The following is a 26,010-nucleotide window of genomic DNA, read 5'->3' as shown; positions in this document are numbered from 1 at the left end:
GGATGAAAGCGGCTGATTTATATCAATTGATGGGAAATCCCACGCTGCTGACTGAGGAAACGCTTCCCCAGTTGAAGCAGATCGTGGACGAGTTTCCCTATTTTCAGATAGCCCGGATGCTTTACCTGAAGAATCTGGCTGTTCTGAGCGATATACGTTTCAGCACTGAACTCAAAAAAATGGCGATATTTATTCCTGACCGCAGGAAACTCTTCACCTTGATAGAAGGAGAGCGCTACGGTCTGCAATCCAAGCCGGTAGAAGAGAAAACACCGTCACAGGAAGATGCTTTTTCCCTGATCGACGCTTTCCTGTCCAACCGAGAAGAGGAGGAACCGAAGGCGGATGCTTCACTCTTGTTCCAGCCGTCCGTTTCGTCCGATTATATCTATTGGTCGCTGACAAAAGAAAACGAACAGCCCGAGGAAAAAGAAGAGGTCCGTTTGCAGCATCACGACCTGATCGACTCTTTTATCCGCAACGAGGAACAGCGCCCGCCCGGAAGTGGTCTGAATCTGGATGCGGAAGCTCCGGAAGCAAGCACTCCCGAAAATCTGGCCGAGCTGGAAGAAGGACAGCATAAATCGCTGGACGACTCCTATTTTACCGAGACTTTGGCCCATATTTACATAAAACAGAAGCGATATGAGAAGGCATTGCAAATAATTAAAAACTTAAACTTGAAATATCCAGAAAAAAATGTTTACTTTGCAGACCAAATCAGATTTCTTGAAAAGTTGATTATTAACACTAAAAAATAAAACAAAGATGTACGTATTTATTTCTATCTTAATCCTGATCGCATCTATACTATTGATCTTGATTGTATTGATACAGAACTCAAAAGGCGGAGGTCTGGCTTCAGGATTCTCTTCTTCTAACCAAATTATGGGGGTACGCAAAACCACGGACTTTCTTGAAAAAGCAACATGGAGCCTTGCCGGTACCGTTGTTGTTTTAAGTATTGTGATTACTGCTTTCATTCCAAGAGCTCAGCACACTACCCAGTCTGAAATCAAAGAACAGATAAACAACGCTGTAACGATCGATCCGAATACGGTAGCTCCTGACTTCGGTACGGCTCAGCAGCCTGCTACAGCCCCTGTTCCTTCTGAAGATACTCCGGCTAATTAATTAGAAACGAATTTTCTGATATAGAGAAGAGGTATTCCGCAACCGGGATGCCTCTTTTTTTGTTATCTTTTATATAATTATCGATAAATGGATAGATATAATTGATCGTGGGAGATATTATTTTCTTGTATCTTTGTCTAAAAAGGATGTGCAAACAGGCACCCTCCTCTAAACAGTAAACGAATATGATGGACTTAATTAACTTTAATGGATTATTGATAGGTATCGCAACCTTCTTGATTATCGGGCTTTTTCATCCGGTCGTAGTGAAAGCGGAATATTACTGGGGTACGAAATGCTGGTGGATTTTTCTCCTATTGGGTATTGTCGGAACAATCGCCTCTTTGCTGATCGAAAGCGTTTTCTTTTCGGCCATTTGCGGCGTTTTCGCATTCTCTTCCTTCTGGACAATAAAGGAGGTGTTCGAACAGGAAGAACGCGTCCTCAAAGGCTGGTTCCCCAAGAATCCAAAGCGGACCTATCCGGAAAAGTAAAGTCCGGTCAGTATTTCAAATATTATTAGTATCTTTGTCCCGTTAAATATATTCAGTATGAAGACAAAGAAGAAAGATTCGTTTATGGATTACATCAAGGCGAACCGAAAAGGAAGTAGGGAAGCGGAGATTGAGAATCACGGCCATCCGGTCAGCTTTAACCGGGTGCATGTATCGAGAAAGGTTTATAACCGTAAAAGAGATAAGGCAGATGCCCAGAGGCGTCTGCCTTATTTGTTTTTGACTGTTTGTCTTAATTAATGGGAGTGGTTGTAGTTGCGGGCCGGGTATTTTTCCTTAAACCATTCAACTAACCTTCCGTCCTTAAAACTCAGGATATAATATCCTTCCGTATCCTCCATCATGGAGGCTGTCTTATAGCTGATACTTTCAATCGCCCCTTCAGGTGTCATGCGGGCACCGGCAGACTCAAAATCTTTTCCTAACACAGAGATTACTTTCTTCTTGGTCATTCCTAACTCGATATCTTTCATCTTGCCGTCCATCTGGTAAGGCTGCATAAGTGTTCCGCAGCCTGTCAACAGCAATGCGACTAATAACATATACGCCCATTTCATCCTATTCATATGCCTTTATTTTTATGGTTTGTAAACACAGAGCTAAGATAGTATTATTTTGTACATAAACAGGAGGAAAGCATATAAAAAAAGAGGAAAACCTAAAAGATTTTCCTCTTCTTGAGAGCGGAAGACGGGGCTCAAACCCGCGACCCTCAGCTTGGAAGGCTAATGCTCTATCGACTGAGCTACTTCCGCATGTTCAATTAAAAAGGGTGGGCAGTGATGGATTCGAACCACCGAAGTCGAAAGACAGCTGAGTTACAGTCAGCCCCATTTGGCCACTCTGGTAACTGCCCCCGTTATTTTCAATTGCAGTGCAAAGGTACGATTATTTTTGAAACCTGCAAGTGTTTAGGCTGAAAAATTTACCATTTTAAGTGCGGTAACTGCGGCTTCATCGCCCTTGTTTCCGTACTTGCCGCCTGCGCGGTCTTCGGACTGCTGCATGTTGTCTGTTGTTAATAAACCGAATATGAACGGGATATCATACATCAGGTTGAGTTCCGTAATGCCTTGTGTAACGCCGGAGCATACATAGTCAAAATGGGGAGTATCACCTTTTACAACGCATCCTAAAACGATAACGGCATCCAATTCTTTTGTTTCAGCCAGTCTTTTTGCACCGAAAGTCAGTTCGAAACTGCCCGGTACTCGTTTCACGTATATGTTTTCTGCTTTTACGCCATGCTTTTCCAGTGTGTTGCAGGCACCTTCCAGTAGTTTTTCGGTGATGTGCTTGTTCCATTCCGCTACGACAATACCGATGGTCATGTCTGAACCGTCGGGAACACTATTGAAGTCGTACTCCGATAAATTTTGATAAGCTGTTGCCATATTCTTATTATTAAAAGAAAAGGATGTCTCGTCAGAACAAGGCATCCTCTTTTATGATTATAAATACTGTGTAAGCAGATGATTTTATTTATTCAAAGCAGATGCGCGTGTGATATATTTATCGATGTCGCTTGCTTCCATTGAATTGTAATACTTCTCTTTGATTGCTGTATAAGCCTTGACAGCATCTCCATACTGTTTCAGGTTCTCGTAAGCGATACCGGCTTTCTTCAAGTATGCCGGGCTGACTACTTCATTGTCGGCCTGTTTAGCTGCTTTTTCGAAATAGCTGATACCTTCCTTGATGTTGCCCATATTGACGTAGCAGTCGCCGATCAGGCCGGTTACAGCCGGAGAGATCATCTTGTCGCCACCGCTGAAAGATTTCAGCATATCCAGCGCTTTTTCGTTGTTGCCCATCTTGAAGTAGCAAATACCTGCGTAAGCTTTTGCCAGATTTGCGGCAGATGTGCTGCCATACTGGTCGATGATGGCTTCGAATCCTTCATAGTCTGCACCATTACCGTTAAGTGCCAGGTTGAAAGAATCTCTTGCAAAGTATTGTTCACCTTTGAACATAGCTGCTGCGGCCTTCTTCTCCTGCGGGATCAAATATCCGTGTTTGATACCTAAAACCGCTCCAACAACGAGTGCGATAGCGATGATACCATAAATGATTTTCTTTGAATTGTTTTCAATGAACTGTTCCGATTTCGAAACAATTTCTTCGACCTCTAACTCTTTGTTGGTGTCTTTTTCCTTAGTAGCCATAATGTTTTATAGTTGTTATTATTTTATCACTGTTTTATGCCTGTGGCAATTCAAGTCGCAAAAGTAGTTTTTTTTACTGAGAAAATCTATACTTAGAAGTATATTTTTTAATTTTGTGCGACTAATATAGTGCGGATGATACTTAAAAAGCTTTCTATACTCAATTACAAAAATATTCTCCAGGCAGAAGTTTCTTTCTCTCCCGAGATTAATTGCTTTTTCGGGAATAACGGAATGGGAAAGACGAATTTGCTGGACGCCATTCATTATCTCTCTTTTTGCAAGAGCCATGTCAATACGCCCGACTCCCAACTTATTAATAATGGTCAGGATATGTGTGTGTTACAAGGTAATTACGATTATGAAGGACGGGAGGAAGAGATATTCTGTGCCATCCGCCGCCGGCAGCGGAAACAGTTCAAACGGAATAAAAAAGAATACGACAAGCTGTCGGAACACATCGGGCTATTGCCGTTAGTGATGGTGTCGCCCGCCGATTCCGAACTGATACAGGGCGGGAGCGAGGAGCGCCGCCGTTTCGTCGACGTGATCATTTCGCAGCAGGACAAGCCATATTTGCATGCGCTTATACAATATAATAAGGCGTTGCTCCAGCGAAATTCATTGCTGAAGGACCAGTGCACGGACGCTTCCCTGTACGAAGTGCTGGAGATGCAACTCGATATGTACGGGCGGATGGTGTATGAGAAGCGGCAAATGCTGGTAAATGATTTCACCCCGATATTCAATGAATACTACCAGACGATCTGCCGTTCGACCGAACAAGTCGGCTTGCGCTATATCTCCCAACTCGAACGCGGCAGCCTGGCGGATATGCTGGCTGCCAACCGGGAGCGCGACCGTATCCTCGGCTATACCTCGACCGGCATTCATAAAGATGAGTTAGAGATGACGCTGAACGACTACCTGATCCGCCGTGTCGGTTCACAGGGGCAGAATAAAACGTATCTGATCGCGCTCAAGCTGGCGCAGTTCGTTTTCCTTTCACGCCGGGGGCAGGCATGTCCGATCTTGTTGTTGGACGATATCTTCGACAAGTTGGATGCCGACCGGGTGGAGCAAATCATCAAGTTGGTGAGTGGCGATCAGTTCGGGCAGATATTCATAACGGATACGAACCGTAAATATCTGGATGCAATCCTGCAGTCGATCAATCACGGGTATGCTCTGTTTAGGGTCGAACAGGGCGAAGTCCAACCGATGGAGGAAGCGGAATGATACGCCGGAATGCACAGACATTGGGCGAGGCGATCCGGGAGTTCTTCGAAGACAACGCCGAACTGCGCGGGAAGATTTTAGAGATACGTGTCCAACGGGCCTGGGGTGAGATAATGGGGCCGATGGTCGCACAATACACACGTAATATATATGTAAAGGACCGTGTGCTGCATGTTTCCCTCACGTCCTCCGTCTTGCGCAGCGAATTGGTGTTGTGCCGGGAACGTTTGATAAAGAGCTTGAACGAGTATGCCGGGGCGGAAGTTTTGCAGGATATCGTGATCAGATAATCTCTTTTTCGGTTACGATCAAGTCCATTTTTCGGTCGAACGGTTCGACCGGGATAGTGTCTTTCAATTGGAAATCATAGCAAATCCCGATTTTCGGTACGTCCAGTGTGGAAAGGAGGCGGTCGTAAAAACCTTTTCCCCGTCCGAGGCGGTTACGCCCGCGGTCGAAGGCGACACCGGGAACTATCACAAGGTCTATCTCGTTTTCCGCAACCGGCTGGCATGTTTCCGTCGGCTCCAGGATACCGAAAGCTCCGGCTTTCAAGGATTCTTTTCCGGCATAAAGCAACAATTGGAGGTCGTTCCCTTTCACAACAGGGAGAAGAAGTCTCTTTTTTAGGTGCCATTTTTCGATAAAGGCGGCCGTTTGTACTTCTCCCGGAAGGGCGTGGTAGAGCGCAATACAGGAAGCTTGCCGGAAGAGACCGGTCTCTTCCAGCCGTTCCGTTATCTTAGCAGAGAGTTCCAGCAATGCAGTCTTCGTATATGATCTCTTTAAGGAGGCCATATCTTCTCGAAGTGCTTGTTTGGCTTTGTGCAATTCCATCTTCTGTTATATTTTTATTTTCCGGTGTCGGGACCGATTTACCTTCGTTCAGCACTTTGATCGCACGTTTCAGTGTGACGTCGTCATTCTGGAAAATAGGATAGAAGCCTGCTTCGTCAAAGAAGTTGCGGACGATGTAGGCATGTATCTGTTTCTCCATCAGCTTGCTCGATATGTTGATCAGATGCGGGCGTTTCTTGATGCCTTTCGCTGTCGCGTAGTTGATGAAGTCGGACAGCAACGGTTGCTGTTGCAGGTATTTGTACAACTCCTGGTAGGTCTTGAAAGAAGACAGCTTGTCGTAATTGCGGTCCGAGTATTCGAGTGCATACAGGTTCAGCGTTCCGCTATTGACCACATTGGAGAAATAAGTCGTCACGCCGCTGGTGTCGCGCGGGATAAAGATATCCGGCATGATACCGCCGCCGCCGTAAACCGTACGTCCCATGACGGTCTCGTATTTTTCGCCATTGTCCTGTTTGATGCTGTCGGCAGAGTCAAACTCTCCGTGCATGAAACGGTTGTAGATATCCTGTTCATATTCGTTGTCTTTGCCCAATTCATATTTTTTCTGGATGCAGCGTCCGGACGGCGTGTAGTAGCGGGCGATTGTCAGGCGGATTTCCGAGCCGTCGCTAAGTTGGATCGGCGACTGCACCAATCCCTTGCCGAACGTACGGCGGCCGATGATCAGACCCCGGTCGTTGTCCTGGATCGCCCCGGAGAAGATTTCGCTGGCGGAAGCCGAGAACTCGTCTGTCAGGACTACGAGCGGTGCATCCTGGCAAGTGCCGGTTCCGTTCGTATAAACATCATTGCGCGGGAATGCCTTTCCTTCGGTGTAAACGATCAGGCGGCCTTCCGGCATAAATTCGTTAACCATATTGATGGCGGCATCCATGTAACCGCCCGTGTTGCTGCGGAGGTCGATCACGAAGGAAGTGCAGCCGGCCTGTTTCAGTTTGGCGATTGCCGTGATAAATTCGTTATAGGTTGTACGTCCGAATTTGCTAACTTTGATGTAACCGATTCCTTTACTCACTTCGTAAGCTACATCGACGGAGTTCACGGGAACATCGCCACGGGTTACATCGAAATACAACAGGTCCGGTTCGTTTTTCCGTTTTACTCCTAACTTGACGGTACTGTTCTTGGCTCCGCGAAGTGTCTTCATGATTACTTCCTGGTCGCTCTTGTTGCCGGCATATAAGGAGTCGTTGATTGTAATGATACGGTCGAACGGCTTCAATCCCGCTTTTTCGGATGGTCCGCCGGGGATTACGTTAATGACCAAAACGGTATCCGTCTGCATATTAAAGGAAACGCCGATCCCGCTGAACGATCCTTCCAGGTCTTCGTTCACCCGTTGGGCGTCTTTGGCCGGTATATATACGGAATGCGGGTCCAACTCGCTGAAAACCTTAGGGATGGCATCTTCTACCAATTGTTTCATATTGACCGTGTCGACGTATTGTTCGTCAATGATGTCGAGTATGGCATTGATCTTGTTCCCGCTGGAATAAATATGTCTCTTACCCTGTGTCAGTCTAAGGTAATGATTTCCTACAAAGATCCCGAGAGCAACACTTAAAGCTATAATCACAGGCAGCCATACGGACAGCCTTCTATTCTTCTCCATAAAAACGTATCTTTATTCGTTTATATCTTCTATGTAATCAATAATAACACCTGCGCGACGCAATAGGTTGCAACCGTCCTCCACCCTGTATTTTTCAGAGTAGACCACCCGTTTGATTCCCGATTGGATGATAAGCTTGGCACATTCGATGCAGGGTGCGGATGTGACGTAAATAGTCGCTCCTTTGCTGCTGTTTGACGAAGCCGCCACTTTTGTGATTGCGTTAGCTTCGGCATGCAGGACGTAGGGTTTGGTGACATTATTCTCGTCTTCACAAACATTCTCGAAACCAGATGGCGTACCGTTATATCCGTCAGAGATAATCATTTGGTCTTTAACTATCAGTGCCCCAACCTGTCGTCTCTTGCAATACGAATTTTCCGCCCATACGGCCGCCATCCTGAGATAACGTCTATCCAATTCGAGTTGCTTTTCCTTCTTATCGCACATCGTTTTCTGATTTTATATACCTTATTATATAATAGCAGACAAAGGTACATATATTTGGGATATATGGAACAGCTTTAACGGTTTTTGTTTACCTCCGGTGGATTTTGAAAAAGATCCCGACGTCCCTTCCGGATTTTCCCGGCACGCTTTTGGAGGGGGTATTACCAGGAGGTTATTGTATAAAACGTATTTTTCCGGCTAAAAAGAGAACTGAAACTAAACAAATGTTAATCCACTTTTTTGACCTCAAAAAGGGGCTTTTTCGCCTTTTTTGAGCGTTTCCATCAATTACGACCGTCCTCTTTGCCATTGCGACCGTGCTAATGTGTAGTGCACTCGGCACCTCGCGAAGATTAGCACGGTCGTAATGGCGATTTGGACGGTCGTAATTGGAAAGAGGACCGTCTTCAGGGCAAAAAAGCCCCTAAATTTCCTTGCGATATTTGGGACGCCGTCCGTTTTATTTTCAAATATTCGATTCTCCGGGAGTTAAGGTTTATCACTTTGGCGGTGTTTCCGGTTTTCGAGAATCAAATTGCACGCTTTTTGGAATGGGCTCGGCACCCCTTTCCGGCTGTTGTCAGCTGGAAGGGGTAAATCCGTGAAAAAAGTCAATCCAAAATGGATCAATATTTCGGATGAAATAGAAAAATTACGAAAATGGGGGTTATTGTAATAATTGAATAAAGATTTTTGATTTGCGAAAATTCTATTTTTAATATATGGTTGATTAATAGGTGAATATTGTAAAATGGACTTTGGAACTTGTGTGAAAAGTTTCGCAAATCTTTGTTTTCAGCATTTTAGTTGTTACATTTGCGAAAATGCAGTGTGAAGGCATTTATGTTCTTTGACGTTTTGCTTTAATAATCAGATGCTTATGAAATGTATTTTTAGGCGTTTTTCGCAAATCTCCAAATTAAACAAGTATGTTTTTAGATTTGCGAAATTGTAAATGTTTGATAAATAGATAAATGAGCATGAATTGAACCTTGTTTTGTTTGAAATCTCGGATTCAATTGGGTACATTTGCGAAAAAATAGTTATAAATGGATTAACTCCCTGATTTAAAGTTCGAAGTAGCAAGAAGAAGTTCAAGATAAAGAAGTCTAAAGTGCTCTCTGATAGAATGTCAGGGAGTATTCCATTAGAATAAGGATTAAGACGGCTACCATCTTCTAATATCTATAATTCACTATTCAAGTCAGGGAGTATTCCATTAGAATAAGGATTAAGACAATATGTACGCTTCCAATACTTTATAATCAATCGTCAGGGAGTATTCCATTAGAATAAGGATTAAGACGGCTTTCAATCCCCAATAAAAGGAAAGGAGAAAGAGAAGTCAGGGAGTATTCCATTAGAATAAGGATTAAGACTGATACAATTCCAGATGTTGGAGCGCCCTGGAAAGAGTCAGGGAGTATTCCATTAGAATAAGGATTAAGACGCGTACTTGATGCACATATCCATTGTTTTCACAAAGTCAGGGAGTATTCCATTAGAATAAGGATTAAGACTTTCTTTGTTTTTTCCCTGAATGGTCAGATATTGAGTCAGGGAGTATTCCATTAGAATAAGGATTAAGACATTCCAAGTCTTCTTATACGACTATGTTCTCCTATTGTCAGGGAGTATTCCATTAGAATAAGGATTAAGACATAATTGTTGTTTATCGTACATACACGCTATTTTGTCAGGGAGTATTCCATTAGAATAAGGATTAAGACCAGAACATATTTGCTTATATAGCACATAATTCCGTCAGGGAGTATTCCATTAGAATAAGGATTAAGACATAATAAATAATTAATGTTCTTAACCGAGCAGAGTCAGGGAGTATTCCATTAGAATAAGGATTAAGACTTGCTTTTTTCCTAACTTACTCATAGCAAAAATGTCAGGGAGTATTCCATTAGAATAAGGATTAAGACGGTTTTATCGGGACCGACCGAGCACACAATGTCAGGTCAGGGAGTATTCCATTAGAATAAGGATTAAGACCTGATGTTAAATTTCTCATTACTGTATATTTTTAGTCAGGGAGTATTCCATTAGAATAAGGATTAAGACACATACTCATTAAGTTTAATACCATAAGTTCCGTGGGTCAGGGAGTATTCCATTAGAATAAGGATTAAGACTTCTCTTTGCGGTAGGCACAATTATCGCCGTTGACGATGTCAGGGAGTATTCCATTAGAATAAGGATTAAGACAAATTGTAACAACCTGCCGTCATAATATGCGGTGTCAGGGAGTATTCCATTAGAATAAGGATTAAGACAAATTCTCTCAAGCTTAGGCATGTTAACCTTGCTTGTCAGGGAGTATTCCATTAGAATAAGGATTAAGACAAGCAAGTGTGAACGTTGAACCTGCCTTATAATCCAAGTCAGGGAGTATTCCATTAGAATAAGGATTAAGACGTCATCCCCCAAATCTTGAATAAGAACCTCCTCTTGTCAGGGAGTATTCCATTAGAATAAGGATTAAGACAAGAGCTAATCCTGCAAAAGGTGAGTTCACGGAAGTCAGGGAGTATTCCATTAGAATAAGGATTAAGACGAATTTTCCGTTATCGGTCAAATAAACTGCCAAAGTCAGGGAGTATTCCATTAGAATAAGGATTAAGACCATTGACGGAGAAAGTAGCGCCATTGAAAGTTGTTTGTCAGGGAGTATTCCATTAGAATAAGGATTAAGACACGGCATATACCGCAAAAATCATTAACAACAACGGTCAGGGAGTATTCCATTAGAATAAGGATTAAGACCAATTAAGCTAACAAGTTCTTTTTCTTCCATTTTAGTCAGGGAGTATTCCATTAGAATAAGGATTAAGACACTGATAAACTCAGGTGTGTCAAATTCTGAAGAGCAGTCAGGGAGTATTCCATTAGAATAAGGATTAAGACAACATCCACCATCTCGGCCTTTTCATCCCCGGAATGTCAGGGAGTATTCCATTAGAATAAGGATTAAGACAGACGAAGCTGTGTAAAGAACCATCCCTTTTCTGAAAGTCAGGGAGTATTCCATTAGAATAAGGATTAAGACAAAATTTTTAATTTATGTTGGTTGGCTGTTTTAACCAGTCAGTGAGTATTCCATTAGAATAAGGATAATAAAACGATTGTTAACGAAAAATACGAATATGGAAACACAGAAGTCATGTTATTCAACATTGTGTACGGAAGCGTTTTTGTTTGAGGCGTGGAAGGCTGTTAAAAGCAAAAATGCTTCCGGGGGAATAGATGGGGTTACGTTAGCTTGTTTTGAAGATAATGTCCAGACATATATTTCAGAGTTGTCGGGTGAGTTGAGAGCTGGGATATGGTCTCCTGAACCGTATCTTAGCATTGAAATTCCTAAGAAGAAAAATGAAGTGAGGAAGCTGGGTTTGTTGTCTGTTAAAGACAAAATTGTGCAATATGCTATCAAAACTTTGGTAGAACCTCTTTTTGAAAATATTTTTGTTGATGCCAGTTATGGCTATCGTCCCAATAAAGGACATACGAAAGCTGTTAGGCGTGCATTGAACGAATGCCAGAAAAAGAAGAATAAATGGGTGTTGAAACTTGATATTGATAATTATTTTGACACGATCAATCATCATTTGTTGGCGGCCCGTCTTCATGCACTGATTCCGGACGAGGAGATTGTGAGGTTGATAATGCTTTCTGTGCAGATGGGAGTTGTCAACAAGCATTTAAAGTGGAACGATAGTCTGGAGGGAGTGCCGCAAGGCGCTATCCTTTCTCCTTTGTTGGCTAATTTTTATCTGCATCCTTTCGATAAATTCGTACAAACTTTATGTCGTTCTTATGTTCGTTATGCCGATGATTTTTGCTTGATGTGCGAAACGCATGAACAGGCGAAAGTCCTATTGAATCAATTATCTGTCTATTTACAAACGCATTTGGGATTGACTTTGAATACTCCGATAGTGGCAGATCTTCGTAAAGGCTGTGAGTTTTTGGGCATAACGATATCCAAAGGAGGATTGAGCTTATCGGAGAAAAAAGAGGCTGACTTGAAAGAACGGATAGCTAATTTGTCTATAACAAATAAAGGGTTTACATCTGTAAGTCTTCGTGCATGGAATGGGGTGCGGAACTATTACGGAGCGCTGTTACCTCAGTCGGTATTACATGCTTTGGATGATTTGCTCTATGATCGTATGAAACAGATTGTAATAGCTTCGTTTCAGCAGATAGCGAATCGAGCTGTTCTGATAAGGATTATGTCTGAAGTTGATTATCTTTCGAATGAATATCAATTGTATAAGAAAAGAATGCTTCAGGATTATGTGGAACTGTATGATCTCCAAAAAGGGAAGGAGAAAGAAAAAAGAGCGAAAGAGCAGAATAAGAAGATTATAGAACAGCGGAAAGCCGAATACCGGAAACGCGAAGGAGAAGGCAGTGAGTTGCTGATTAATACGTTCGGTTGTTTTGTCGGTCTTTCAGGTAAAGGTGTAACAGTGAAGCGGCAAGGAAAAGTGATCCACCAGAAGCCATTGGGCGCTCTTTCACATATAACGATTAGTAGCAAAGGAGTGACATTGTCTTCTAATCTGATTGATTATTGCCTTGCCAATAAGATTACCATCGATTTTTTCAACTCTTCAGGTTGGCATACCGGATCTATATTGTCGAATAAATATATCGAAAATACTTTATGGAACAAGCAGGCACAATGTGGAAAGGAAAAACGTTTGTCTTTGGCAACCTGTATTATAGAGGCAAAACTGAAAAATCAATTCTATTTAGTAAAATATTATCATAAATACCATAAGCATTGCTATGATACGCTTAGTGAAAAGTATGAGGATTTGTCGGTTTTTAATGTTCAATTCAAAACGTTTGTACGAGGACAGGACAAGATGGACGAAGAGTTCTTGATACAATTGGTGGGGCAAGAGTCGCAGGGGGCAATCAAGTATTGGGGATATATTCGTGAACTGTTGTCTGATGATAAGGTCGGTTTTGTCAAGCGTGAACGGAAAGGGGCTACGGATCTGGTAAACTGCATGCTCAATTATGGGTATGCAATATTGTATACGCGAGTTTGGCAGGCATTGCTTGGTGCAAAGCTCAATCCGTTTGACAGTATTATACATGTGCGGCAATCAGGCAAACCAACGTTTGTGTATGATGTAGTCGAAATGTTCCGTTCGCAGGTGGTAGACAGAGTGGTTATTTCGTTAATACAAAAAGGTCCGTCTTTGAGAGTTGAAAAAGGGTTATTGGAAGAGGAAACAAAGAAGTTGTTAATTAAAAGTATATTGGAACGTCTGAACCGGTATGAGAAATATCGGGGAGAAGAGATTACGATGGAGCAGATCATACGTAGGCAAGCTTGTGAGATGGCAGCTTGGATTGATGAGGGGAAGAAGTACAAACCTTATATAGCAAAATGGTGATGAGAGCAAAGAAAAATTTTATAGTGGTAGCATATGATGTGGCTGATGACAGGAGAAGAAGCCATGTGGTCAAGATGTTGGAAAAAATAGGTGTCCGTATCAATTATAGTGTTTTTGAATGTATGCTTACGGATGTGCAATTCGTAAAATTGCAAGAACGTATAAGTGCGGAGATAGATAATCGGGAAGATCGGATTGTGTATTATCCGATTTGTGTTAATTGTTATACGAAAATAGTATATCAACCGGATAGAAGATTGAAATATGAGAAAGTTATGGTGGTTTGATTATTTGCGAAAGTTAAAGATTAAGACTGCGTGTGTATGTATGTGTGGGGAGGCTTCATATATGGGAACCCCTTTATTTTGATGCGTTTGGTTGGTTTTATATAGAATTTCTTTGAATTAGAACACGATTGTGAGCAGATCAGGAAAAAAGTGAATGAAAAAAGGATTGGATTCAAAATAAATTACTAATATTGGGCATGAATAACTTGTAACACTTAATGATGATCTATTATGACTGCAACGCGAATAACGACAGCCCTGTTTAAAAATAGGATATCCAATGAAGAAATTCCGTTTTTTAGGGGAGCGATGATACGTTTATCTGGCGATGCACCTTTGTTTCATAATCATAATGGAGATGGCTTCAATTATGCCTATCCTTTGATACAATATAAGCGTATCAAGGGATGTGCTGCTTTAATAGGCATAAACCAGGGATCTGAAGCGGTGGAAAGCCTGTTGGGGGAGGAAAAAGGTTTTCTTTGCCAATTAGGATGCCGAACCGTGGAAATGGAACTGGTTACGATATGTACAGAGAATTTATTTGCTTGTTGCGACAAGTCAGACAGTACATATCGAATCCAACATTGGTTGCCGTTGAATAGTGGAAATTATCAAGAATATCAGCAAGCAGAAGGGTTTATCGAGCGTATTGCCATGCTTGAAAAAATTTTAGTAGGAAATATACTCTCTTTTGCCAAAGGAATAGGTATTTATTTTGATTTTCCGGTAACATGTCGGATTCTGAATTTGACAAATCCAGGTTTGAGTGTATACAAAGATATAGAGTTTATGAACTTTTCGGCCGTATTCCGATGTAATGTCTTTTTGCCTGAATATGTCGGATTGGGAAAATCAGCAAGTGTGAATAATGGGGTGGTAACCTCGTATAAATAATTGGATATTGAATGCAGATAGATGGTTCTCTAAATAAATATCTTTTTTTGTTGGGTGGTTATGATTTGGAAATGCTAACCATTCGACAAGTACTTGATGAACAAGCAATAGCTTATGTTGATCATCAGTTGCGTTGGGATAATGCCCGAGTGAGTAACTACCAGAAAGAATTGGATGATGCTTTAAACCAAGGCTATAGCGTTTTTGGAATAGAACTGCGGGAAGATATTCCTGTTCCCTCTGGCTATAGGAGAATTGATCATCATAACGAACTGACCTGTTTACCCAGTGCTTTGGAACAGGTGATGTCATTTCTTCACTTGCCGATGGATCGGTATCAGCAATTGGTTGCTGCTAATGACAAAGCCTATATTCCCGGTATGTTGGAGTTGGATGCGACAAAAGAAGAGATCGCAGTTATCCGTCGTGCAGATCGTAAAGCTCAAGGGGTAACAGCTGAAGATGAATTGTCGGCAGAAAAGGCAATAGCTCAAAATAGTGAAAAGGTGGGAGATTTGCTGATAGTTCATGCTTTCAGTTCCCGCTTTTCTCCAATTTGTGACCGTTTGTTCCCCTATCGGTGTTTATTGGTTTATACAGATAGTGAATGGATGTATTATGGTAAAGGAGCGACCCAGATACGAGACTATTTTGAAGAAGAGTTCTTGTCCGGTAAACTTTTTTGTGGTGGAGGAGAGAATGGATATGTGGGAATACAGTATGGAGCTTATTCTTCTGACAAAATACAAGAAATGGTGGAACATATAAAAATAATAACAAATGGAAACTTATAGTTATCATATTTTTTATTTCCCTTTTAAATGGGAATTGCCGGATGAAGATAAAAAAACTTTTTCTGAGCAAATAGATCTGAAGCATATTCCTGTAAATGAATATGCAATGTGGGAAAGAATACAATATGATCCTAATGAAAAGTATATACCTGCTGTTGGAGAAGATACCAAAGAGAGAGAAGAGTTTTTTGGTGAGTTACAATATTATTTTGACTTTGTGCATCCAGTATTGTATGATATAAAGGGTGCGGAAAATCCAATAATTTATCATTTCGAACGTCGAGAACCTAAAAATGGGAATGTCGAATATTGGATTGCGGTACGTGATAAGGAATACAGGCTGAAAGTCGATGCTATTAATTTGAACTTATATGCTACAGGTGTTGGAATTCTTTCATTTTTTTTGAGAAACAATGAGGAAAGCCAAAAGGATGAATCGGATATCCGGAATATTAACCAGTTCGGACGACGTATAATGCCACCTCACAGTGGTGAGTTTTCTGCAGATGGACGCACTATGTTGTCTAAAGCAATAACGATAAAAGGTCTTCACGGTGATCCTTCTAAATATATGGATGGATTTAATTATAAAGTTCATACGATTGGACAAGTTCTGGAATTCGGTTTGTCAGATGTCTGGAAACCTGCTGTATTTATAGATAGTTTGATCAAAGATTTGTCTCCGGAAATGAAGGTAACTCCTGTGATAGACGACCGTATGCTGGTAAATTGTTGGTATGGGAATGATGACTTGGCCAAGCAGGTGGAAGATATGACAGAAAACATGAAGGAGGGAGAGTTTGTAATGGGGGATTTCTGGTACAAGTATGTATTTGTGGATGATGGAGATGAAGATACTTGCCAGAATAATGAGATGAAAAAAAAGCTATTAGGGAATAGCACTTATTATCGATGGCAGAAACAAGGTACTCTTTATGGGATATCCCGTTATTCAATGGTAGCTCTGACAAATAGAAGTTGGTTTGCTTCTAATATCTTAGCGATGCATATGCGTACTATTTATTCTCGTATGTTTGAACTTATTATTATCCAACGTGCTTCTATGTTGAGGTTTTCGGGGGAAGTGACTGAAGTGAGTTGTCTTTCTCGACATACGGATCGGCGTTTAGCGGAACGTATAGGCTCTCTTTATCAGGAATATATACGTTTTATAAATCAGATCTATTTCCAGCATGTGACGGTGCAAGATCAAGGTATCGAAATGTATAATATGTTGATGCAGCAATTCGCATCCAGTGAGAAGATAAAAGAGTTGGATGAGGAAATAGGTGAATTACATCAATATATTACATTGTTGATAGACCAGAAGAGAAATGAAAATGGTGAATGGCTGAATTGGTTGGCTGCTATATTTCTGCCGGCGACAGTGATTACAGGAATATTTGGTATGAATCCGTTTGGAGTGAATATGTTGTGGCAAACATTGGTAATTGTGGGTGTATCAGCTTTATTATATAATAATATAAAGAATAGGAGGGTAAAATGATGGATGTATGGTTATTATCAATTGTGGGAATATTTGCTATAATGGTAGTTATTTTTCTAATAGATTATATCTTCGTGTTAAAGTATAAGTATGGATATAAAATAGTAGAGTTGAAGCTTTCTCATGAAGAGAAAATGAAAAAGGATGAATGGGAAAGAAAGGTTGAATGGGAAAAGATTATTTCTGAAAAAAATGAAGCAAGAAAGCTGTCTAAGGAGCGAGAGGAAAAAGTGGATAAATTGTGGGATGACAAAGATAAAACACCTCAACTGGATCTGAATCGTGTTGCACTTCTACATCTGTTGCTATCTGGTAGCAACAAGGAGGGCGTAACACCAGAAACTTTAAAGAAAGAAGTGGATAAAGTGAAAAACACGTATGAGATAATAAAGGATTATGTAAAGTAATAAATTGTACCATGAAGACATTAAAAGTAAGATTGAAACAACATACTCCCCTGATACATTTTCAGCACGACCAGTATGGAGCAACGTTGAGGGCTTCGGAGGTGAAACCGAAGTTGGACAGATTTATATTGACAAAGATAGGAAATGGGTATTATGATGCAGGCGTGAATACTGCTAAAAATAAAACGTGGCTAATAGGCAAAGGGGAACACCCTGCTTTAGATTATAAGTTGAGGATTAAAAGTTCTGATAAGAAACAGGAGTATTTGATTGCGTCTTATTTGAGTCAAAGAAATAAAGACACATTAGAGAATCGAGGCATAAATGTTATAGATCAATCACCGTTCTTTGCTCAGGAAAAAGAAAATAGTGAAATCGTTAGAGGGAGTAAGAGTTGGAATGATATAAAAGCAAAAGGGATTATTTGCCAGGATATTATTGTTGACATATATAGCGTTCATGAAGATTTAGTAAATGGAATATTATCTGAGTATATTCAATCTTTTTTTGCTTTTGAAAATTTTGGAATGCGACAAGATAAGGGGTTTGGTTGCTTTACTGTTGAGAGTATTTTTGTGAGAGGACTGGATGAAGAGAAACAAATTCCGTTGAAGTTAGTAGAACAACTTTTTAAAGATAATTTTTTAATTCGATATAAAAAAGTGTTGACAGATAATAGTTTGTCATCGGCGTTTAGCACAATATCTAATGACTATAGATTGTTGAAATCAGGCAAAAATAAACCATACGCAAAATCGAAATTGATGTTGTATGGATTAAAAAGAAATCAACGTTGGGAAAAGAAATTTTTTAAAGAATATATAGATGAAATTTATCAGAAAGAAGATGGAACATATTACAAATTGAAATCTTTTCATAATGAGGATAAAAATGGTTTGGATGAAGATGAAGATTTTTATTATCTAAGAGCATTGTTGGGACTTGCTAATCAATATGAATTTTTGTTGTCTAATCCTCCTAGTGATAATAAGAAAATGATTGTGTCGATAAAGAGTGATGATGTTGAACGTTTTAAATCACCTATAATATTTAAAGTCATTGATGGTATTGTATATTTACTAGGTAATCAGATTTCTTCAGAGATTTTATCTAAAAAGTTCTATTTTGAAGTAAATATTCAGGGTGATTCTGGATATAAGGATGATCGAATAGTTGAAGACTTATATACTCCTGATAAATTTGATCTCAAAAAATTTATTGATTTTGCATTAACTGATAGAACTAATGGTGCAAGTTTAAACTATATAAAGTTTTAATTATATAACATATTAATTGTAATGAGATATACTGCAATAAATATAGGACCGATAATTGGAACTATCACTATGGCTCGCAAGCCACGTGAATTATGGTCAGCAAGTTATTTGTTTTCATTCTTGATGGAATGCTTAATCAAAGAACTGAAAGTTAAAGAGAAAACGATTCTTTCACCCGCTTCGCTGGATAAGGTTCAGAAAGTAGGGTTGTATCCAGACCGTGTTTTTGTAGAGGACACAGAGGACGACGAATTGGAGGACATATTAAGTAATGCATTGAAAGAGTTTACTCAGGTGACAGGAATTGGTCGTGACTATGTCAACATCATGTATGTTTCTGTAGAATCGAAAACAGGTGTAGATGTTATTAAGGATTTAAACCGCTATCTCGATTGTACAGAGCTTGTTAATCGCCCTGTTGATGATAAAAGTCGCATGAATGTACTGAATTTGATTCAGGAAAAAAATAACTCGGCATTGTTCAAACGTGCTTTTGGTAATCCAAATTGGAATTTTCCTTTCTTGGCTGAGATTGCTACTGATAAACTTTCAAAAACAGGGGAGGAAGATAAAAAAGTTCTCTGGATGAAATATCGGGATGAGGAGCGCGAGAAGGAGAATAACAGTGAGAATCCGGAGAAAATAGAGGATGAGTTTTATCAGAAGATAAAGGTCGATTTTAAGGAGGAGTATCGTTCTTACTACAAATATATCTGTGTGGTGCAGGCTGATGGCGATAATATGGGGAAGATTGTATCTGCTTTATCCAACAAGCGAGTGAAAGATTTGTCCACAGCTTTGATGCAATATGGCTGTAAGGTCAGTAAAATGATTGAAGAGTATGGAGGAGTACCTATTTATGCCGGTGGAGATGATTTGCTGTTTTTTGCTCCGGTGGTTTCCGGTAAAGATGATGTTGAAAACATCTTCCAACTTTTATCACAAATCGATGAATGTTACCAGGTGGGAGTGGATAAGGAGATAGAAAAGATCGGTCGTCCTAAAGATGAAAAAGGAAATCTTATTCATACTACTCTTTCTTATGGTTTATCGATATCATATTATAAATATCCGCTGTATGAAGCTTTACGATCGGCTTTGGATTTGCTTTTTGGCAAAGCAAAAAATGTGGTTGGTAAGAATGCAGTAGCCTGGTGTCTTCGTAAGCATAGCGGATCGGGCTTTACAGGGGTATTTACAAAAGATGATTCAGCGGGCAGTATTTATCAATTGTTCAAATTACTCATGACGTTTACAGTGGATGATGGTTTAGTTTCAGCTATTTCCCATAAACTTCGTGCTAATGAGGATTTATTGAACATGCTTCGTGATGTAAATGATGAAAATCGTATCGCTGCATTTTATGATAAAATAATGGAGGAAGGAAATAGTGGTTATATTGAATTAACTCGTAGGCTGCTCTGGACGTTGATGAATGATCGTACTGGTGATGGGCAGGTGGAGACTGGGGATATATTATCTAAAATGTACGGAATGCTTCGTATTGCAAAATTTATAAATGGGGAAGGAGATAGCGATGAGTGAAACGAAAAACAAATATTTTGTGAAACTTATCCCGTTGGGGAAGTTCTTTTTTGGTGGAGATATGACATTCCAATCGGACAGTCTTAAAGGAAAAAGGGGGACAAACTATGCCAGCTACATTATTCATTCATTTAAGATGCCTCAGCAGACATCCTTATTGGGAATGTTGCGTTTCCTTTTGCTATCAAATAATGACCGGTTGTTTGATTGCAAAGAAAATCATATAAAGAATGGTGTGGAGAATGAGGTTATGGCCTGGATTGGAGAGAAGAGTTTTGAAGTAAAATCTGATCATATAGAAGCTGAGTTTGGAAAGATTGACCGTTTGGGGCCTTGCTTTCTTTATAATCAAAAAGAGTGTAAAGCTTATTTTAAAGAAGGATATGATGCTGATTTGGATGTGGATTTTGGTAAAAGTATTTGTGCCAACATCAATCAGGTAAAAATGGAGATCCCTCAAATAAGGATGAAAAAAAATAAAAGTCTCTATTATTCCGGTAAAGAACAACTCGGCACATATTATATCACGCTTGATGGGACTGATAGAAAAAAAGAAGAAGACTTGTTCGAAAAGGATTCTCGCATCGGCATTGACAAAGATTATGAGGGAAAGGTAAAGAATGCTGCTTTTTATAAGCAGATTTCTTATCGGTTGGAGCGTGACTTTTGTTTTGCATTCGAGGTTGAAGCAAAGGCCGATTTGACTGTTTATTCTGGGACGTTTGTCAAGCTCGGGGCTGATGATTCCAACTTTTTGTTTAAAGCAGAGTTGTCTGATGGCCAGTGTGGTTTTCTTCCTCACGAGGCGGATAGTTTACGTGTTGTGTTATTGTCAGACTCTTATCTGCCATTGTTTGTTGAGAAAGAGAAGAATCCGATGGAGTATGTCCGTTATGCGATTACTCGGGTTCGGCCTTTTCGTTTCTTGAGTTCATCGAATAGTATAGAAGCACGGGATTATAATGTGAAATATAAATCGCTACGCAGTCTTGTGCGTTATGATTTATATGAGTCCGGTTCTGTTTTCTATTTTGAAAATTAGACAAAGATGGACGAGTTTTGTAAAGCATTGGATAGTTGCAAAGAATTTGTGCAGGTAGGATATAACAAGTATCGTAAAATCAAACAAAAATAAATGATATGAACAAAAAAGCTACAGTCTGGCTGATTATTCCCCAGACTAATTTACATGTAGGAAATGAGAGTGTTGTTAGTTTTGATGTAATTGATAAAGCAATTCAGCGTGATGTTACCACTTTATTGCCGTGCATTAATTCCAGTTCGTTGAAAGGGGCTGTAAAAGAATTTTTGACAGAAGAACTTCATTTTGATGAGAAAAAAATAGTGAGTTTGTTTGGTTCTATAAAGAATGGTAAAACATCAGATACCCAAAAAGGAGGTGCGATATTTTTTGATGCAAATTTACTTTGTATACCAGAACCAAATACTGACAATACAAATGAAGTGTATCGGCTGGTTTACAGTGATGGAGTAATTAATGATTTTGTAGAAAAGACAAAAGTTTTAGGTTTTGATGGCGGGAAAGAGAAGATTGAGTCAAAGCTAAATGAACTGTTTTCTGGAACTAAAAAATCTACCTCCAAAGATGATTTTAATAACCTTTGCAGTGATGAATCATTACCGATTATTGCTCGTAACTGCCTGGATAACGGCGAAAGCGTAAATTTGTGGTATGAGCAAGTGCTTCCGTCTAAGTCTGTATTGGCTGTTATTATTGCTACTCCAAATCAGGATGACTTGGATGTGTTAGACGGAAAGATCGTCCAGATTGGAGCAAATGCAACCATCGGTTATGGGTATTGTAAATTTGTTAAACTATAAAAGCATATTGTTATGGATAAGGATACAAATAAAGAATTGATGGAATTGGCCGAACGGATTCTCCAAGAATGGGAACAATGCCCATTATTTAAGGATCGTTCTTCGAAAACTATATATGAAAGTTATAATGGTCAAATATCCGCATTGGGAGTATCTATCCTAATGATAGGTTTGAAACCAACCATTGCTGTATATTATCAAGATGAGCCGAAGCAAGGAGAAGCGCATCGGAGATGTTTATTGGAGGTGATTGCCAGAATGTTAGGATATGATGATTTGGAATCGTTGGTTAGGAATATATTAGCTTCAACGACAGAGGAAATGAAAACGGAAATAATCAATTGCTCTGTTGCTTTGAAACAGGTGATAAGAACTTATAAATTGGGATGATATGAAACAGAATATAGGCAAACTTTTTTATCAAGATTATTATAAAGAGGTCAATTTTGATTATGTGCTAAGAAGGAGAGGAAAGCCGGATGATATTAGCCAAAAATATATTCAAAATATGAATAAGGCAATTAAAGAAGCTGAATTGGAGGAAATAAAGAAGTTAGAGATTTGTTCGAACTGTCTGCTGACGAAAATTGCTTATCCTGGTTTGGTGACAGGTATTGGGTTGGAGCATAGTTCCAAAAATTTGAAGGGGGCATTCAATTTGGGTATGCATTTCGATTATACTACCGGTATGCCTGTTGTTTATGGTTCGTCTGTTAAAGGTGTGTTGAAGAGTTATTTTGAAGATTTTTGTGCTAAAGAGGGAATACCGGAAGAAGAAGGAAAAGTGTTGAAGAAAGAGATATTTGATGGAGTAAGAAGAGATGGAACTCATATATCTATTTATAAACGTGATATTTTTTTTGATGCTGTAATAGTAGAACCAAATAAAAAAAAGCATTTTCTTGAAGAAGATGCCATTACTCCTCATACTGGGGGACCTTTAAAAGAGCCTATTCCTATCACAATGTTGAAAATTGCTTCTGGATGTAAGATTGAGTTCAGGTTTAGATTGCATGAATCAAAGTGTAAGGTTAATGGAAAAACGTATAGTTCAGGTGAAAAATTGAATCTATTCAAAGATATTTTGGAAACTGTCGGTATTGGTGCTAAAACGAATGTAGGGTATGGGCAGTTTTTGAGCGTATTAGTAAAATAGTATTATTATGAAACCAGATCGCATCATCCTCATCCGTCACGGTGAATGCCACGCCAATACAGACGAGAGTAAATTCGCTACAGAGCCGGATTATACTATTGAATTGACTGAAAATGGAATCCGGCAAGCGTTGAAGGCTGGGGAAAAATTGAAAGAGTTGGTAAAGGACGAATCGATATATTTCTATGTTTCTCCTTTTTGGAGAACACGTTCGACTTTTGAAAATATAGCACGTAGCTTTCCACGGAAACAATTCGGATATAATGAAGAACCGCGGTTGCGTGAACAGGAATGGGGATATTTACGAACTTATGGAGAGTTGCAACAACTGAAACGGGAGCGAAAAGAATATGGAATATTTTATTATCGTTTCCCGGGAGGAGAGGCCGGTACAGATGTATATGATCGTATTAATGATCTGTTAGGCTCTCTCCATCGTGATTTTGTAAGTGACGATTACCCGAGGAACTGTGTGTTAGTAACTCATTCTCTTGCTATTCGTTTGTTTATCATGCGCTGGTTCCATCTTACAGTAGAAGAATTCGAACAAATGCTATCTCCTAAAAATGGAGAGTTGGTGATTTTGGAATTGAATAAACAAACAGATGAGTATGAATTGGTAACTCCATTGGAACTGGATAAGACTGCGGTATTAAGAAGCAGGCCTATTCGACTGTAATGCTCTTTATCCCATTCCTCCTCAGCAGCGCCTCGATTCCCGGCTCCTTTCCCCGGAAGCGTTTGTAGAGGACGTCCGGGTCTTCCGTGCCGCCTTTTTCCAGGATGTTTTCGCGGAAGGAGCGGGCGGTTTCCCGGTTGAAGATACCGTTTTCTTTGAACAGGGAGAAAGCATCGGCATCCAGGACTTCCGCCCATTTATAACCGTAGTATCCGGCGGAGTAACCTCCGGAAAAGATATGCCCGAAGCTGCTGCTCATCAGGGTGCCGGGAACTTCCGGGACGATGACGATTTGTTTCCATGCTTCTTTCTCGAATGCGATCACGTCGCCTTCAAACGGCTCCGTACGTGTATGCCAGGCCATATCCAGAAAACCGAAGCTCAGTTGGCGGCAACAAGCGTATCCTACGTTAAAGTTGGCGGCATCGACCAGTTTTTGTACTAATTCCTGCGGAATCTTTTCTCCGGTCTGGTAGTGGACGGCGATCTGGTCGAGGAATTCTTTTTCCGTCAGCCAGTTTTCCATCAGTTGGGAAGGCAGTTCCACGAAGTCGCGATAGACATTCGTTCCGGAAAGGCTTGCATAGGACCCTTTCGCAAACATACCGTGCAGGGCGTGTCCGAACTCGTGCAGCAATGTGTTGACTTCGTCGAAGGTCAATAAGGACGGCTTTGTCTCGGTCGGACGGGTGAAGTTCATCACGATAATGATCTGCGGGCGGCTGTCGCTTCCGTCCCCTTCGCGGTATTGTTCCTTTACGTTGTTCATCCAGGCGCCCGATTGTTTACCGTCGCGCGGATGGAAGTCCGTATATAATATGGAAAGGAACTGGCCGTCCGCATCGTACACTTCGTATGCATCCACTTCCGGATGATAGACCGGTATCTCTTTATTTTCTTTGAATGTGATGCCGTATAATTGAGTCGCTAACCCGAATACGCCCTTTTTCACGTTGCCCAGTTCGAAATAAGGACGCGTCATTTCGTCGTTCACCTTGAAACGGATGTCTTTCAGCTTCTCGGAATAATAACTCCAGTCCCAGGGCATAACGCTCATGTTTTCTTTTTCAGTCCCTAAAGCAAAGCCTTGTATGGCGCTATATTCGTTGACGGCAACCGGTTTGTAAGCCTCCAGCAGTTCGTTGAGCAGCTTGTAGACGCGCGCGGGTGTCTTGGCCATCGTGTGTTTTAATTTGTAGTCTGCATAATTCGTGTAACCCATCAGGCGGGCGATTTCCAACCGGATATTGACGATTTTCCGGATAATCTCTTTGTTGTCGTATCCGTCCCCTTTGTTACCGACGCTCATGTATTCCCGGTACATCTTTTCACGTAATTCCCGCAAAGCCGAATAGCGCATGAAAGGCATATAGCTGGGAGCCGAAAGGTTGAACATCCATCCGGCCTTTCCTTTCTCTTTGGCCCGGAGCGCAGCCGCTTCCCGTATGCTTTCGGGAAGGCCTTCCAGCTCTTCTTCTTTTGTCAGGAGCAGCTCGTAGCGGTTTTTATCTTTTAGCGCATTCTGATCGAATGTCAGGGAGAGCCGGCTCAGTTCAGAGCTAAGTTTGCGGTATTTTTCCTTGTCTTCCGGGTTGAGGGCGGCACCACGTACGGAAAAAGCCTCGAATGTTTCTTCCAGCAGGCGGGCATCTTCCGTTGATAGATGCAACATCTCTTTCTGCCCGTAGATGCTTTTTACCCGTGTAAACAGTTTTTCGTTCAGGTAAATATTATTGGAGCTATCCGACAACTTGGGGGATACCCGTTGTGAAATTTCCATCATTTCGTCGTCCGCTTCAGCATTCAGCACATTGAAAAAGGCGGAACTGACCTTATCCAGTAGCCTGCCGCTTCGTTCCAACGCGACAATCGTATTCTCGAAAGTCGGCGGTTCCGGATTATCGGCTATGCCTCGGATTTCTTCATCCAATTGCCGGATGCCTTCATCGAAAGCCGGTTCGTAATGAGCTGTTTTGATTTGATCGAACGGGGGAGTCCCGAAAGGTGTCTGGTAAGTCCCGAAAAAGGGATTTTCGCTATTTTGCTTCATATTCTTTGGTGTTATCATATTTATATAACAAAGGTACGGAATAATCGGTAAATAAAAATGTCTTGATTTTCGGGCTTTCTGAAATTGGTGCATTTGGCAGTTTTTAACAACCTTGCATGTGTTTGACAACACATATAGTGATAAGTCCTAAAGCGTAACAAATT

At 40.6% G+C, this 26,010-nt stretch carries 26 protein-coding genes, 2 tRNA genes and 1 CRISPR repeat array; of the genes, 19 read left to right on the top strand and 9 right to left on the bottom strand.

What is annotated here, in order from left to right; all coding sequences use genetic code 11:
• The first annotated feature begins 2 nt into the window (after window positions 1-2).
• The 4 genes from DWU89_RS14985 (at window position 3) to DWU89_RS14970 (ending at window position 1,889) form a co-directional block, all read left to right on the top strand.
• The gene (locus DWU89_RS14985) at window positions 3-761 is read left to right on the top strand and encodes a hypothetical protein (RefSeq protein ID WP_115500441.1); all 759 of its coding nucleotides are present in this window, start codon (window positions 3-5) and stop codon (window positions 759-761) included.
• Window positions 762-768: 7 nt separating this feature from the next.
• Window positions 769-1,134 (top strand): preprotein translocase subunit SecG, encoded by a 366-nt coding sequence (secG, locus tag DWU89_RS14980; RefSeq protein ID WP_115500440.1) that lies wholly within the window; start codon window positions 769-771, stop codon window positions 1,132-1,134.
• Window positions 1,135-1,322: 188 nt separating this feature from the next.
• On the top strand, window positions 1,323-1,628 hold the full coding sequence (locus DWU89_RS14975; protein WP_115500453.1) for a DUF4491 family protein: 306 nt from the start codon (window positions 1,323-1,325) through the stop codon (window positions 1,626-1,628).
• 57 nt (window positions 1,629-1,685) lie between these two features.
• Window positions 1,686-1,889 carry a hypothetical protein gene (locus tag DWU89_RS14970; RefSeq protein WP_115500439.1) on the top strand — a complete coding sequence of 68 codons (204 nt, stop codon included), beginning with the start codon at window positions 1,686-1,688 and terminating at the stop codon, window positions 1,887-1,889.
• Here DWU89_RS14970 and DWU89_RS14965 read toward each other — a convergent pair.
• The 5 genes from DWU89_RS14965 to DWU89_RS14945 all read right to left on the bottom strand — a co-directional run bounded on the left by DWU89_RS14965 (window position 1,886) and on the right by DWU89_RS14945 (window position 3,814).
• Window positions 1,886-2,215 (bottom strand): hypothetical protein, encoded by a 330-nt coding sequence (locus tag DWU89_RS14965; RefSeq protein WP_115500438.1) that lies wholly within the window; start codon window positions 2,213-2,215, stop codon window positions 1,886-1,888. The two genes, DWU89_RS14970 and DWU89_RS14965, sit on opposite strands and share 4 nt — an antisense overlap.
• Window positions 2,216-2,331: 116 nt before the next feature.
• Window positions 2,332-2,404, bottom strand: a tRNA-Gly gene (locus DWU89_RS14960).
• An 18-nt stretch (window positions 2,405-2,422) separates the two neighbouring features.
• A tRNA-Tyr gene (locus DWU89_RS14955) sits at window positions 2,423-2,505 on the bottom strand.
• Window positions 2,506-2,560: 55 nt separating this feature from the next.
• Window positions 2,561-3,043 carry a 6,7-dimethyl-8-ribityllumazine synthase gene (gene ribH / locus DWU89_RS14950; RefSeq protein WP_115500452.1) on the bottom strand — a complete coding sequence of 161 codons (483 nt, stop codon included), beginning with the start codon at window positions 3,041-3,043 and terminating at the stop codon, window positions 2,561-2,563.
• An 84-nt stretch (window positions 3,044-3,127) separates the two neighbouring features.
• The gene (locus DWU89_RS14945) at window positions 3,128-3,814 is read right to left on the bottom strand and encodes a tetratricopeptide repeat protein (protein WP_115500437.1); all 687 of its coding nucleotides are present in this window, start codon (window positions 3,812-3,814) and stop codon (window positions 3,128-3,130) included.
• A 135-nt stretch (window positions 3,815-3,949) separates the two neighbouring features.
• Here DWU89_RS14945 and recF point away from each other — a divergent pair, with 135 nt between their 5' ends.
• Both recF and DWU89_RS14935 read left to right on the top strand, forming a co-directional pair.
• Window positions 3,950-5,053: a DNA replication/repair protein RecF gene (gene recF, locus DWU89_RS14940; protein ID WP_115500436.1), complete on the top strand. Its 1,104-nt coding sequence runs from the start codon at window positions 3,950-3,952 to the stop codon at window positions 5,051-5,053.
• Window positions 5,050-5,343 carry a DUF721 domain-containing protein gene (locus DWU89_RS14935; RefSeq protein WP_115500435.1) on the top strand — a complete coding sequence of 98 codons (294 nt, stop codon included), beginning with the start codon at window positions 5,050-5,052 and terminating at the stop codon, window positions 5,341-5,343. The genes recF and DWU89_RS14935 overlap by 4 nt, the downstream gene beginning before the upstream one ends.
• On the opposite strand, the gene DWU89_RS14930 is transcribed toward DWU89_RS14935, so the two are convergent.
• The 3 genes from DWU89_RS14930 to DWU89_RS14920 are packed head-to-tail and all read right to left on the bottom strand — an operon-like array spanning window position 5,336 to window position 7,979.
• A complete protein-coding gene (locus tag DWU89_RS14930) occupies window positions 5,336-5,851 on the bottom strand; it encodes a 5-formyltetrahydrofolate cyclo-ligase (RefSeq protein WP_244205924.1) in 516 nt (171 codons plus the stop codon). The two genes, DWU89_RS14935 and DWU89_RS14930, sit on opposite strands and share 8 nt — an antisense overlap.
• On the bottom strand, window positions 5,796-7,529 hold the full coding sequence (locus tag DWU89_RS14925) for a S41 family peptidase (RefSeq protein WP_115500433.1): 1,734 nt from the start codon (window positions 7,527-7,529) through the stop codon (window positions 5,796-5,798). Before DWU89_RS14925 ends, DWU89_RS14930 begins: the two co-directional genes overlap by 56 nt.
• 12 nt (window positions 7,530-7,541) lie before the next feature.
• A complete protein-coding gene (locus DWU89_RS14920) occupies window positions 7,542-7,979 on the bottom strand; it encodes a dCMP deaminase family protein (RefSeq protein ID WP_115500432.1) in 438 nt (145 codons plus the stop codon).
• A 1,131-nt stretch (window positions 7,980-9,110) separates the two neighbouring features.
• A CRISPR array of direct repeats spans window positions 9,111-11,109; the repeat unit is 35 nt; unit sequence GTCAGGGAGTATTCCATTAGAATAAGGATTAAGAC.
• A 25-nt stretch (window positions 11,110-11,134) separates the two neighbouring features.
• On the opposite strand from DWU89_RS14920, the gene cas1 reads away from it, so the two are divergent.
• From cas1 to DWU89_RS14850, 13 genes are all read left to right on the top strand, one after another.
• Window positions 11,135-13,405: a CRISPR-associated endonuclease Cas1 gene (gene cas1 / locus DWU89_RS14910; RefSeq protein WP_115500430.1), complete on the top strand. Its 2,271-nt coding sequence runs from the start codon at window positions 11,135-11,137 to the stop codon at window positions 13,403-13,405.
• On the top strand, window positions 13,405-13,692 hold the full coding sequence (cas2, locus tag DWU89_RS14905; protein WP_244205923.1) for a CRISPR-associated endonuclease Cas2: 288 nt from the start codon (window positions 13,405-13,407) through the stop codon (window positions 13,690-13,692). Before cas1 ends, cas2 begins: the two co-directional genes overlap by 1 nt.
• Before the next feature lie 231 nt (window positions 13,693-13,923).
• Window positions 13,924-14,589: a CRISPR-associated endonuclease Cas6 gene (locus tag DWU89_RS14900; protein ID WP_147292125.1), complete on the top strand. Its 666-nt coding sequence runs from the start codon at window positions 13,924-13,926 to the stop codon at window positions 14,587-14,589.
• An 11-nt stretch (window positions 14,590-14,600) separates the two neighbouring features.
• On the top strand, window positions 14,601-15,383 hold the full coding sequence (locus DWU89_RS14895) for a hypothetical protein (protein WP_115500428.1): 783 nt from the start codon (window positions 14,601-14,603) through the stop codon (window positions 15,381-15,383).
• Entirely contained in the window at window positions 15,370-16,890 is a 1,521-nt protein-coding gene (locus tag DWU89_RS14890) for a CorA family divalent cation transporter (RefSeq protein ID WP_115500427.1), read from the top strand. The genes DWU89_RS14895 and DWU89_RS14890 overlap by 14 nt, the downstream gene beginning before the upstream one ends.
• A complete protein-coding gene (locus tag DWU89_RS14885) occupies window positions 16,887-17,297 on the top strand; it encodes a hypothetical protein (RefSeq protein WP_115500426.1) in 411 nt (136 codons plus the stop codon). The genes DWU89_RS14890 and DWU89_RS14885 overlap by 4 nt, the downstream gene beginning before the upstream one ends.
• A gap of 11 nt (window positions 17,298-17,308) precedes the next feature.
• Window positions 17,309-18,574 carry a hypothetical protein gene (locus tag DWU89_RS14880; RefSeq protein WP_115500425.1) on the top strand — a complete coding sequence of 422 codons (1,266 nt, stop codon included), beginning with the start codon at window positions 17,309-17,311 and terminating at the stop codon, window positions 18,572-18,574.
• A 21-nt stretch (window positions 18,575-18,595) separates the two neighbouring features.
• The gene (cas10, locus tag DWU89_RS14875) at window positions 18,596-20,119 is read left to right on the top strand and encodes a type III-B CRISPR-associated protein Cas10/Cmr2 (protein WP_115500424.1); all 1,524 of its coding nucleotides are present in this window, start codon (window positions 18,596-18,598) and stop codon (window positions 20,117-20,119) included.
• Window positions 20,094-21,161 carry a type III-B CRISPR module-associated Cmr3 family protein gene (locus DWU89_RS14870; RefSeq protein ID WP_115500423.1) on the top strand — a complete coding sequence of 356 codons (1,068 nt, stop codon included), beginning with the start codon at window positions 20,094-20,096 and terminating at the stop codon, window positions 21,159-21,161. Before cas10 ends, DWU89_RS14870 begins: the two co-directional genes overlap by 26 nt.
• A gap of 98 nt (window positions 21,162-21,259) precedes the next feature.
• Window positions 21,260-21,961 (top strand): RAMP superfamily CRISPR-associated protein, encoded by a 702-nt coding sequence (locus DWU89_RS14865; protein ID WP_115500422.1) that lies wholly within the window; start codon window positions 21,260-21,262, stop codon window positions 21,959-21,961.
• A 12-nt stretch (window positions 21,962-21,973) separates the two neighbouring features.
• Window positions 21,974-22,351: a type III-B CRISPR module-associated protein Cmr5 gene (locus tag DWU89_RS14860; protein ID WP_115500421.1), complete on the top strand. Its 378-nt coding sequence runs from the start codon at window positions 21,974-21,976 to the stop codon at window positions 22,349-22,351.
• A 1-nt stretch (window position 22,352) separates the two neighbouring features.
• Window positions 22,353-23,117 carry a type III-B CRISPR module RAMP protein Cmr6 gene (cmr6, locus tag DWU89_RS14855; RefSeq protein ID WP_115500420.1) on the top strand — a complete coding sequence of 255 codons (765 nt, stop codon included), beginning with the start codon at window positions 22,353-22,355 and terminating at the stop codon, window positions 23,115-23,117.
• 7 nt (window positions 23,118-23,124) lie between these two features.
• Window positions 23,125-23,796, top strand: coding sequence for a histidine phosphatase family protein (locus DWU89_RS14850; protein WP_115500419.1), 672 nt, complete (start codon window positions 23,125-23,127; stop codon window positions 23,794-23,796).
• Here the strand turns inward: DWU89_RS14850 and DWU89_RS14845 are convergent.
• The gene (locus DWU89_RS14845) at window positions 23,783-25,846 is read right to left on the bottom strand and encodes a M3 family metallopeptidase (protein ID WP_115500418.1); all 2,064 of its coding nucleotides are present in this window, start codon (window positions 25,844-25,846) and stop codon (window positions 23,783-23,785) included. The two genes, DWU89_RS14850 and DWU89_RS14845, sit on opposite strands and share 14 nt — an antisense overlap.
• Window positions 25,847-26,010 lie beyond the last annotated feature (164 nt).

It is taken from the genome of Parabacteroides acidifaciens (genome assembly GCF_003363715.1).
GTDB classification, from domain to species: Bacteria; Bacteroidota; Bacteroidia; order Bacteroidales; family Tannerellaceae; genus Parabacteroides; species Parabacteroides acidifaciens.
This window is presented reverse-complemented; position numbering and strand designations above follow the sequence as displayed.

Bases quoted from the DNA above. Each gene is read 5' to 3' on its own strand.
- DWU89_RS14890 (WP_115500427.1), top strand. From the start codon at position 15,370: ATGGAAACTTATAGTTATCATATTTTTTATTTCCCTTTTAAATGGGAA.
- DWU89_RS14880 (WP_115500425.1), top strand. From the start codon at position 17,309: ATGAAGACATTAAAAGTAAGATTGAAACAACATACTCCCCTGATACAT.
- DWU89_RS14975 (WP_115500453.1), top strand. From the start codon at position 1,323: ATGGACTTAATTAACTTTAATGGATTATTGATAGGTATCGCAACCTTC.
- DWU89_RS14965 (WP_115500438.1), bottom strand. From the start codon at position 2,215: ATGAATAGGATGAAATGGGCGTATATGTTATTAGTCGCATTGCTGTTG.
- cas1 (WP_115500430.1), top strand. From the start codon at position 11,135: ATGGAAACACAGAAGTCATGTTATTCAACATTGTGTACGGAAGCGTTT.
- DWU89_RS14985 (WP_115500441.1), top strand. From the start codon at position 3: ATGAAAGCGGCTGATTTATATCAATTGATGGGAAATCCCACGCTGCTG.
- cas2 (WP_244205923.1), top strand. From the start codon at position 13,405: ATGAGAGCAAAGAAAAATTTTATAGTGGTAGCATATGATGTGGCTGAT.
- ribH (WP_115500452.1), bottom strand. From the start codon at position 3,043: ATGGCAACAGCTTATCAAAATTTATCGGAGTACGACTTCAATAGTGTT.
- DWU89_RS14970 (WP_115500439.1), top strand. From the start codon at position 1,686: ATGAAGACAAAGAAGAAAGATTCGTTTATGGATTACATCAAGGCGAAC.
- recF (WP_115500436.1), top strand. From the start codon at position 3,950: ATGATACTTAAAAAGCTTTCTATACTCAATTACAAAAATATTCTCCAG.
- DWU89_RS14900 (WP_147292125.1), top strand. From the start codon at position 13,924: ATGACTGCAACGCGAATAACGACAGCCCTGTTTAAAAATAGGATATCC.
- DWU89_RS14885 (WP_115500426.1), top strand. From the start codon at position 16,887: ATGATGGATGTATGGTTATTATCAATTGTGGGAATATTTGCTATAATG.
- DWU89_RS14850 (WP_115500419.1), top strand. From the start codon at position 23,125: ATGAAACCAGATCGCATCATCCTCATCCGTCACGGTGAATGCCACGCC.
- cas10 (WP_115500424.1), top strand. From the start codon at position 18,596: ATGAGATATACTGCAATAAATATAGGACCGATAATTGGAACTATCACT.
- DWU89_RS14920 (WP_115500432.1), bottom strand. From the start codon at position 7,979: ATGTGCGATAAGAAGGAAAAGCAACTCGAATTGGATAGACGTTATCTC.
- DWU89_RS14865 (WP_115500422.1), top strand. From the start codon at position 21,260: ATGAACAAAAAAGCTACAGTCTGGCTGATTATTCCCCAGACTAATTTA.
- DWU89_RS14925 (WP_115500433.1), bottom strand. From the start codon at position 7,529: ATGGAGAAGAATAGAAGGCTGTCCGTATGGCTGCCTGTGATTATAGCT.
- DWU89_RS14845 (WP_115500418.1), bottom strand. From the start codon at position 25,846: ATGAAGCAAAATAGCGAAAATCCCTTTTTCGGGACTTACCAGACACCT.
- DWU89_RS14935 (WP_115500435.1), top strand. From the start codon at position 5,050: ATGATACGCCGGAATGCACAGACATTGGGCGAGGCGATCCGGGAGTTC.
- DWU89_RS14895 (WP_115500428.1), top strand. From the start codon at position 14,601: ATGCAGATAGATGGTTCTCTAAATAAATATCTTTTTTTGTTGGGTGGT.
- DWU89_RS14870 (WP_115500423.1), top strand. From the start codon at position 20,094: ATGGGGAAGGAGATAGCGATGAGTGAAACGAAAAACAAATATTTTGTG.
- cmr6 (WP_115500420.1), top strand. From the start codon at position 22,353: ATGAAACAGAATATAGGCAAACTTTTTTATCAAGATTATTATAAAGAG.
- DWU89_RS14930 (WP_244205924.1), bottom strand. From the start codon at position 5,851: ATGGCCTCCTTAAAGAGATCATATACGAAGACTGCATTGCTGGAACTC.
- DWU89_RS14945 (WP_115500437.1), bottom strand. From the start codon at position 3,814: ATGGCTACTAAGGAAAAAGACACCAACAAAGAGTTAGAGGTCGAAGAA.
- DWU89_RS14860 (WP_115500421.1), top strand. From the start codon at position 21,974: ATGGATAAGGATACAAATAAAGAATTGATGGAATTGGCCGAACGGATT.
- secG (WP_115500440.1), top strand. From the start codon at position 769: ATGTACGTATTTATTTCTATCTTAATCCTGATCGCATCTATACTATTG.